This is a genomic window from Pedobacter sp. 01T416_2 (assembly GCF_056398925.1).
Genome location: NZ_JBFTQI010000374.1, coordinates 1 through 8,462 on the forward strand (window position 1 = coordinate 1; position 8,462 = coordinate 8,462).

Below are 8,462 nucleotides of genomic sequence, written 5' to 3' on the forward strand. Positions count from 1 at the left end.
TCTTTATTAAATGACGGCTGCAAAAATAAAGGCATCGATACATAAAATTGTTGATGCCTATAAATCGAAATTATCTTACTATTCCGAGGATATTTTTCAAACCACGCCACCCATCGCCGGATGGAGTTACAGCGAAGTATATTCGCATATTTTCGATTCAAGCCTGCTCTCCTTAATTGCACTTGAACGTGCAGCAAGTGGTAAAGGTGAAAACAAACCCACACTTTTTATTGTAAAACTGATTTTGCTTTTAGGCACCCTGCCGCCGTCAAAAAAGTATAAAGTTCCGAAAAGACTGGCCGATCGTGTTAAAAAAATCAGCAAAACAGAAGCCCTCGATTTTATTTTAGAGTTTGAAAAAGGTCTTGATGATAATTATCCTCTAATTGCCCATGCAAAAGCCAATTGTAAAACAAAACACCCACGACTAGGTTATCTAAATGCCAAACAATGGCTAAGGTTTATCGAAATTCATTTAAAACATCACCTCAAGCAGCTAGAAAGAATAGAAAAGAGTTTTTAGACCTAAATTAATTTCGCCATATTTGAGTAAATTAATCTCAGTCCCATGAAAAACGCTTTTTACCTGTTAGCCCTAACGCTACTTTGCGCCTGTAATAGCGAAAAGAAAGAAACTGCTCAAGCTGTTATTCCAACACCTACGGGAATACAGGGACTTCAAAAAAGCAATACTGCGCAACCCGCAGCGCAAAGTGCCAAAACTAACCTAATTTTCAATCCGCCACATGGCGATGCCGGCCATACCTGTGCTTTAGCAGTTGGCGCACCATTACACCAAACAGCCGCCGTTCAACCACAAAAAAGCGCTACTCCACAACCGGTAACTGTTCCGGCGCCTCCTATGGTAAATACATCAGGTAAAAAACTTAATCCTAAACATGGAGAGCCTGGCCACAGGTGTGACATAGCTATTGGGGCACCCCTGGATAGCAAACCAACACAAGTAGTGACCACACAGCCTGCTGTAGTGAAACAAACTTTAGCGATAAAAACAGGAAAGGGTTTGAACCCACCTCACGGCCAGCCCAACCATCGCTGCGATATTGCTGTAGGCGCACCTTTAAACAGCAAACCTGCCCCGGTGGTAAATACTGTTCCTGTACCAACACCCGAAACCAAAACAACAGAAACAAAAGCGCTAGAGACAAAAAGTGAAGGGAAATAATAGTACATATATTGTGTACTTAATATTTTGAATATTCAGCACCTAACTTAACGCACATTTTTTTACATCTTTGCGTTAATGAAATTACCCGCCATAAAAGGTTTTGACCAAGAAGCACTAATAAAGTATTTTAAAAATACAGGAATGCTTTTGATCGGGAAAGTTGGCAGTTTAGGAATAAAAATGCTAACGAATATCGCGGTTGCAAACTATTTGCTGTCGTATGGTAATGGTATTCTCACTACATCAATCGCTTATGTTTTTTTATTCGCAGCATTGGCGGGCCTCGGCTTAGATCAGTTTATTGTAAAAGAACTTCACCAGTTTCCGCAGAAAAGGGATCAGATCTTAGGCACAGCATTTGGGTTGAAAGCTTTTGCAGGTTTTATGTGCATTCCTTTAATTTCACTTGCATGGCTCATTTACCCACTTGAGGACATCCAATATCAATTCATATTATTGCTTTCGTTTGTTGGTGTATTTCAATCTTTTACTGTAATCGATTCTTATTTTCAATCAGAAGTAAAATCCAAATACATTATGCAGGTGCAGATTATTGGGAATCTAGTTTCTGCTGCAATAAAAATTATTTTAATCTACACAAATTCGCCAATCAGCTATTTCTTTTTTGCTTTTCTTTTTGATACCGTTTTACTTTCTATAGGCTATATTATTACCTATAACAGAAAAAATAGAAGTATTCTGAATTGGAGATTTGAAAAAACATTGGCTAAAAAACTCTTCTCCCTTTCATGGCCACTGATCATTTCTGGCATAATGGTTTCAGTTTATATGAAAATTGATCAGATTATGCTTAAGCAGATTTTAGGTGCGAAAGGGACAGCCGAGGCGGGTGCTTATGCAACAGTGGTCAACTTTAGCGAGGCTTTAAACTTCGTCCCTGTTGCTATCGTTTCATCACTCTTTCCTGCAATTTTAAATGCGAGGAGAGATGATAAGGAACGTTATCAGAAGAGACTTCAGAATTTATACGATTTAATGGTTTGGTTAAGCTTAAGTTTTGCCATTTTTATAACTTTTGCCTCGCCGTTCATTTATAGTTATTTTAAACCAGAATTTGCTGATGCCGCACCTGTGTTGTCGGTTCATGTTTGGGGTTCTGCCTTCATATTTCTTGGTGTAGCAAGCGGACAGTATTTAATAGCAGAAAATTTTGGCCGGCTAACTTTTATCCGAACAGGAATAGGGGCGGTTGTAAATATCATTTTAAACATTATCCTTATCCCAAGAATGGGAATGATGGGTACAGCAATAGCTACAGTAATCGCATACTTTATTTCGGCCTTTTTTATACTATTTATCCCTAAACTTCGTCAACAAGGTATAATGATGTTAAAATCATTATTTTTGGTCACCGCATTTCAAAAAATATTTAAACGTTGAGTACTCTTAAAGCATTAACCACATTAATTGCAAAGCCAAGCAGGCTTAAGGCATTATTATCATACGGACATAAAGGCTATCTGAACAGCATTGGCTGGTTTACGGCTTTTGATAAAAAACAGGCCGTAGACGGGCAAGGAAAAGCATTGCCATGGGTAACCTATTCGTTTATCGATTTTATTAAAGAACGCATAAACAAAACACAGCATATTTTCGAATATGGCTCTGGCAGTTCTACTATTTTTTATGCTGAAAGGGCTGGTTCGGTAACTTCTGTAGAGCACGATAAAGGCTGGTTTGATAAAGTAAAAAATACAAGTCCGGCCAATGCTGAGATGATATTCTGCCATTTGGAAAAAGATGGGGAATATGCCAAAAAAGCAACCTTGCTCGATAAAAAATTCGACATTATTATTGTTGATGGGCGCGACCGTGTAAACTGTTGTAAATATAGCGCTGATGCACTATCAGAAAGCGGAGTATTAGTTTTGGATGATAGTGAACGTGAAGTATATCATCCTGCCCGTGTGCTTTTAAAGGCTCAAGGTTTCAAAGAAATCAGCTTCAGTGGGATTTCACCAGGCCTTTTTTACGAAAAAGCAACCTCAGTTTTTTATAAAACGGATAATTGTTTAGGTATTTAAATCAGTAAGCATCATGTTAAGCGAAGAAGTAAAAACGGCCTACGATAATTTTTATACCAATAGCGATGTAGCATGGAGAATGCTTGGCGCAAAATATAAAGCACAGAATATTGTTGATGTTTGCAAAGGGTTAAAGCCTAAAAAAGTGCTTGAGGTTGGCGCCGGAGATGGCAGCATTTTACATTTTTTAAATGAATGGCATTTCGCACCAGAACTGTATGCTTTAGAAATTGCACAAAGTGGTGTCGACATTATAAAAGACCGTAACCTCGCCAGTTTAAAAGAAGCACAAACTTTTGATGGGTATAAAATCCCTTATGAAGATGATGCATTTGATCTGATTATTCTTGCGCACGTTTTAGAACACGTAGAACACGAAAGGATCCTGATCCGTGAATTGAAAAGGGTAGCAAAATATATTGTTGTTGAAGTACCTAAAGATTATCGCTTTGGTGTAGACCAAAGAATGAAACATTTTCTGGATTATGGGCACATTAACATGTACACCCCAACTTCCTTGAGGTTCTTGCTGCAGAGTGAAGGTTTAGAAATTCTAGAAGATAAAGTTTCGATGACTGCACCAGAAACGGTAAAGTTTAATGAGTTTATTAATAGAAAAGCACCTAAAACTTTTTCTAAAAACTTAAAAATCGAACTGGAATACCAGATTAAAAAAACTTTGGGTAACTTGTTTGGGAAGAAAAAGCAAGAACAGTTTGCCAATGCCTATACGGTGTTAACCAAAAAATCTGACCATAATCTGCATATATTTTAGGAGTAGGGCGATCGTCATTTCGAGCGAAGTGCAACGAAGCCGAGAAATCTTATAGCTTGATTCTTAACATAATTTAAAGATTTCTCCATTCCGCGTTGCTCCAGTCGAAATGACGAAGAAACTGAGCAGTTTATTGATAAACTTAATTGATAAAAAACAAAAATGCAAAACCTTGCCCCAATAGCACTTTTCGTATACAACCGCCCGCAGCACACCGAGCGTACGTTACAATTCCTGCAACAAAATGAATTGGCAGCACAAAGCCATTTGTATATCTTTTCTGATGGTGCCAAAACAGATCAGGATAAAGAAAAAGTTGCTGAAGTAAGAAAAATCATCAAAAAAACAGAAGGTTTTAAATCGGTTAAAGTAATCGAAAGCAAGGTAAATGCAGGTTTAGCCAATTCGGTAATTACAGGGGTAACCCAATTAATAGCAGAATACGATCAGGTAATTGTTTTTGAAGATGATCTGGTTACCTCTCCCCATACTTTAGCCTATTTCAACAATGCTTTAAGCCATTACCGCGAAGAGGAAAAAGTAATGCATATTGGGGCCTACATGTATCCTCTAAAATCAGATCAACTTTCGCAATCGTTTTTCTACCGGGCGGCCACAAGTTGGGGTTGGGCCACATGGGGAAGGGCGTGGAAAAACTTCGAACCAGATATTAACATCCTTATAAAACAGTTTGATAAAAAGAAAAGAGCTGCATTTTCCATCGACAATAAAATGAACTTCTGGAAACAGATGTTAGCGTTTAAGAAGGGAAAAAACAACAGTTGGGCAATTAGATGGTATGCTTCTATCTTTTTAAAAGGAGGCATCACACTTAACCCATCGCAATCACTCGTTAACAATATTGGCCATGATGGCACTGGCGTGCACTCAGGAATAAATGATATCTACAACGTAATTATCAACCCCAAGCCCATTGTTGAGTTTCCGACCACAATAGCAGAAGACCCCATCGCATACAAAGCCATCAAAAGCTTTTTGATTAAACGGAAAGGCAATATGGTAACCCGTGTTAGGCGTTTTGTTAAAGAAAAGCTGGCACAATACTTTTCAAAGAAATAATTAAGCTGATATAGCTCACTGTTGTAGACAATTAAAAAAAATGACAAACCTTTTTTTAATTGTTCATGTTGCTTTTATACATCGAAACTATAAAATAAAAAAACATGAAAACGACAACAGCAACAGCAGAGGTATTAAACGATCTGGTTCAAATTAATAACGATCGTATTGAAGGTTATGAAAAAGCCCGTCAGGAATTAAAGGATGGAGATGCCGATCTGAAAACGCTATTTTTAAATATGATTGCCGAAAGTCAAAAATATAAAATGGCTTTGGCTGCAGAAGTAGCTGCATTGGGTGAGGATATCGAAACCGGAACAACAAACTCCGGAAAAATTTACCGGGCATGGATGGATGTTAAGGCATTATTTACCGGCCACGACCGTAAAACTGTTTTAAACAATTGTGAGTTTGGAGAAGATGCAGCACAAAATGCATATAAAATGGCATTAGAGGAAGAGGATATTCCTTCAAATATCAGAGATTTAATCTCTGACCAAAAAGCATCGTTAAGAGTATCGCATGATGAAATTAAAAGATTACGTGATGCTCAAGCATAAGTGACCGAGATAAAAACAGAAAAACCTCCTTCGATTTATTATCGGAGGAGGTTTTAGAAGTAGCATTTTTAATTGTCTTGTAGCTACTACGTGGTCAGCATCTTTTTTTAAAGATCCTGAAATAAATTTACTTCGTAGCTTTCCGCTGCGCTACAGGTCAGGGTGACGATCTCTTAGGAACTAAATCAGTTAAGAATTACGACTCTAATTCCCGATCTAAATGTTCGGTAACGCGCTGGATCGTATTATCGATGGTGTTACTTAGAATCGTTAAATAAGAGCCTTTTTTAGCAGTTTCGATCGCGATCTGCAAACATTCGGTGCTTTTATTGTTAATGATGATCTCTTTATCCGGATCAACTTCCTTGATGCCTTTTACCAGCAGGTCAACCAGTTCTTGTTGTTGTCTGCCTCGGAGATATTTCTCCTGACAAATATAAATTTTATCAAACATCTGAGCAGAAATGCGGGCAGTTTCGATAATATCCTCATCTCTTCTATCTCCTGTTGCCGAAATAATACCTACATGTTCGGTTGCCTCTACACCTTGCAAGAAACCTTTTACGCCATTAAATCCGTCAGGGTTATGCGCAAAATCGACCAGTACCTTAAATTCTTTGAACCTGAAAATATTCATCCTTCCCGGGGTATGCGCCGCAGAAGGAATAAATGTTTCCAGCGATAAACGGATATCTTCAGGTTTATAGCCCCATAAATAGGTTGCCAGTGTTGCTGCAAGCACATTCTGGATCATAAAATTCACGGAACCACCAAAAGTTAATGGAATGTGCGTGGCTTTATCTACCCTCAATTTCCAGTCGCCTGTTTTAATGGTAATGTATCCGTTTTCATAAATGGCGGCAATTCCACCTTTTCTACAATGTTCTTTAATCACCGGATTATTTTCATCCATGCTAAAATAAGCAACATTACAGCGCGCATCTTTGCCAATGCGAACGCAATAACCATTATCGGCATTTAATACTGCCCAACCTTTACGGCGCACTGCCCCGATCACAACCGCTTTGACACGTGTCAGATCGTCAAGATTATGGATATCTGAAATACCCAAGTGATCTTCCTGGATATTGGTTACTACGCCAATATCACATGCATTAAATCCCAGTCCAGCTCTTAAAATTCCACCACGGGCGGTTTCTAATACCGCAAATTCAACTGTTGGATCTTTTAAAATGAACTCAGCACTTACCGGTCCAGTGGTATCACCTTTCATTAGCATCGTATTGTGCACATACACACCGTCACTGGTGGTAAAACCTACACGTTTACCATTACTTCTGATAATGTGCGCAATTAACCGTGTAGTAGTGGTTTTTCCGTTTGTTCCGGTTACAGCAATAATCGGAATCTGTGACAATTTTCCCTGTGGATACAGCATGTCAATAACCGATGCAGCTACGTTTCTAGGCAAGCCTTCACTTGGTGCAAGGTGCATCCTGAATCCTGGTGCTGCATTAACTTCCAAAACCACACCTCCGTTTTCGGTTAATGGCTGGGTAAGGTCTTGCGCCATGATATCGATACCGCAGATATCCAATCCGATTACCCTCGAAATCCTTTCACATATAAAAATATTCTGTGGATGTACAATGTCAGTTACATCGATAGATGTCCCGCCTGTACTTAAATTTGCAGTAGATTTTAAATAAACCACTTCTCCCTTTTCGGGAATAGTTTCTAAGGTATATTCTTTTTTGGCCAGCAGATCCAAAGTATCCCGGTCAACAGCAATTTCAGTTAGCACATTTTCGTGACCATAACCACGGCGTGGATCTTCATTCTCCTTATCGATCAATTCTTGGATCGTATGAATTCCATTGCCCTTAACATGTGCAGGATCGCGTTGTGCGGCAGCAATAACTTTATGATCGATTACCAGTACCCTAAAATCGAAACCGGTAATAAATTTTTCTATAATTACCTTTCGCGAATACGTTTTGGCGTATTCGAAAGCGGCAACCGCATCTTCCATCGTTTTCACATTAATGGTTGCACCTTTACCGTGGTTGCCATCAAGTGGTTTAAAAACTAAAGGAAATCCAACCTTTTTAACAGATGCTTCCAGATCATCAGGATTTGAAATCGTTACTCCAGAGGCTACCGGAATGGCAGCTTCGGTAAGCAAACGTTTTGTCTCTTCCTTGTTGCTGGCAATATCTACAGCGATGCTACTTGTTTTTTCGGTCATGGTAGCCCTAAAACGTACCTGATTTTTACCGTATCCCAATTGCACCAAAGAGCTTTTATTTAATCTGATCCATGGAATACTTCTACTTACGGCTTCCTCCACAATAGAACCTGTACTTGGCCCTAATGCTTCCAGCTCACGTATTTCCTTCATCCTTCGGATGTCGTGCTCCAAATCGTACTCTTCGTTATTAATCAGGGCTTCGGCAATTTTAACTGCAGCTTCAGCAGCGTAAACACCAACCTTTTCTTCCAGATAACTGAATACCACATTATAAATGCCTTCAGTTTTAGTTTGGCGGGTTCTGCCGAAACCAGTTTCCATGCCCGCCAAAGTTTGAATTTCCAAGGCAATATGTTCAATTACATGCCCCATCCATGTCCCTTCTTTTACCCGGGTGAAAAAGCCACCTTCAACTCCCTTAGAACAGCGATGTGTAAACATGCTGGGTAACAATTTCTCTATCCGCTCACTAAATCCCTCAATAACGTTAGTTGGTTTTTGCTCCAAATCTTCCAGATCTAAACGCATCTGGATCAGTTTTTTCCGGCTAATTGACCATATGTTTGGCCCTCTTAATACTTGTATGTTTGATATCTTCATG

The 8,462-nt window shown here is 39.0% G+C and carries 8 protein-coding genes; 7 read left to right on the forward strand and 1 reads right to left on the reverse strand.

Annotation, left to right across the window (positions count from 1 at the left end; translation table 11 throughout):
• Positions 1-10: 10 nt before the first annotated feature.
• From AC1DPQ_RS15845 to AC1DPQ_RS15875, 7 genes are all read left to right on the forward strand, one after another.
• Complete coding sequence (locus AC1DPQ_RS15845; protein ID WP_477578452.1) at positions 11-523, forward strand: DUF1569 domain-containing protein; 513 nt, start codon at positions 11-13, stop codon at positions 521-523.
• Positions 524-568: 45 nt separating this feature from the next.
• On the forward strand, positions 569-1,186 hold the full coding sequence (locus AC1DPQ_RS15850; RefSeq protein ID WP_477578450.1) for a hypothetical protein: 618 nt from the start codon (positions 569-571) through the stop codon (positions 1,184-1,186).
• Positions 1,187-1,264: 78 nt separating this feature from the next.
• The gene (locus tag AC1DPQ_RS15855; RefSeq protein WP_477578448.1) at positions 1,265-2,590 is read left to right on the forward strand and encodes a flippase; all 1,326 of its coding nucleotides are present in this window, start codon (positions 1,265-1,267) and stop codon (positions 2,588-2,590) included.
• Positions 2,587-3,234 (forward strand): class I SAM-dependent methyltransferase, encoded by a 648-nt coding sequence (locus tag AC1DPQ_RS15860; RefSeq protein WP_477578447.1) that lies wholly within the window; start codon positions 2,587-2,589, stop codon positions 3,232-3,234. The genes AC1DPQ_RS15855 and AC1DPQ_RS15860 overlap by 4 nt, the downstream gene beginning before the upstream one ends.
• Before the next feature lie 13 nt (positions 3,235-3,247).
• The gene (locus tag AC1DPQ_RS15865; RefSeq protein ID WP_477578445.1) at positions 3,248-4,009 is read left to right on the forward strand and encodes a class I SAM-dependent methyltransferase; all 762 of its coding nucleotides are present in this window, start codon (positions 3,248-3,250) and stop codon (positions 4,007-4,009) included.
• 162 nt (positions 4,010-4,171) lie between these two features.
• The gene (locus AC1DPQ_RS15870) at positions 4,172-5,089 is read left to right on the forward strand and encodes a glycosyltransferase family 2 protein (protein ID WP_477610185.1); all 918 of its coding nucleotides are present in this window, start codon (positions 4,172-4,174) and stop codon (positions 5,087-5,089) included.
• Positions 5,090-5,193: 104 nt separating this feature from the next.
• Positions 5,194-5,649, forward strand: a complete 456-nt coding sequence (locus tag AC1DPQ_RS15875; RefSeq protein ID WP_477578439.1) for a PA2169 family four-helix-bundle protein — start codon at positions 5,194-5,196, stop codon at positions 5,647-5,649.
• A gap of 196 nt (positions 5,650-5,845) precedes the next feature.
• Here the strand turns inward: AC1DPQ_RS15875 and cphA are convergent.
• Positions 5,846-8,462, reverse strand: a 2,617-nt coding sequence (gene cphA, locus AC1DPQ_RS15880; RefSeq protein ID WP_477578437.1) for a cyanophycin synthetase, incomplete at its 5' end; no start/stop codon positions are given.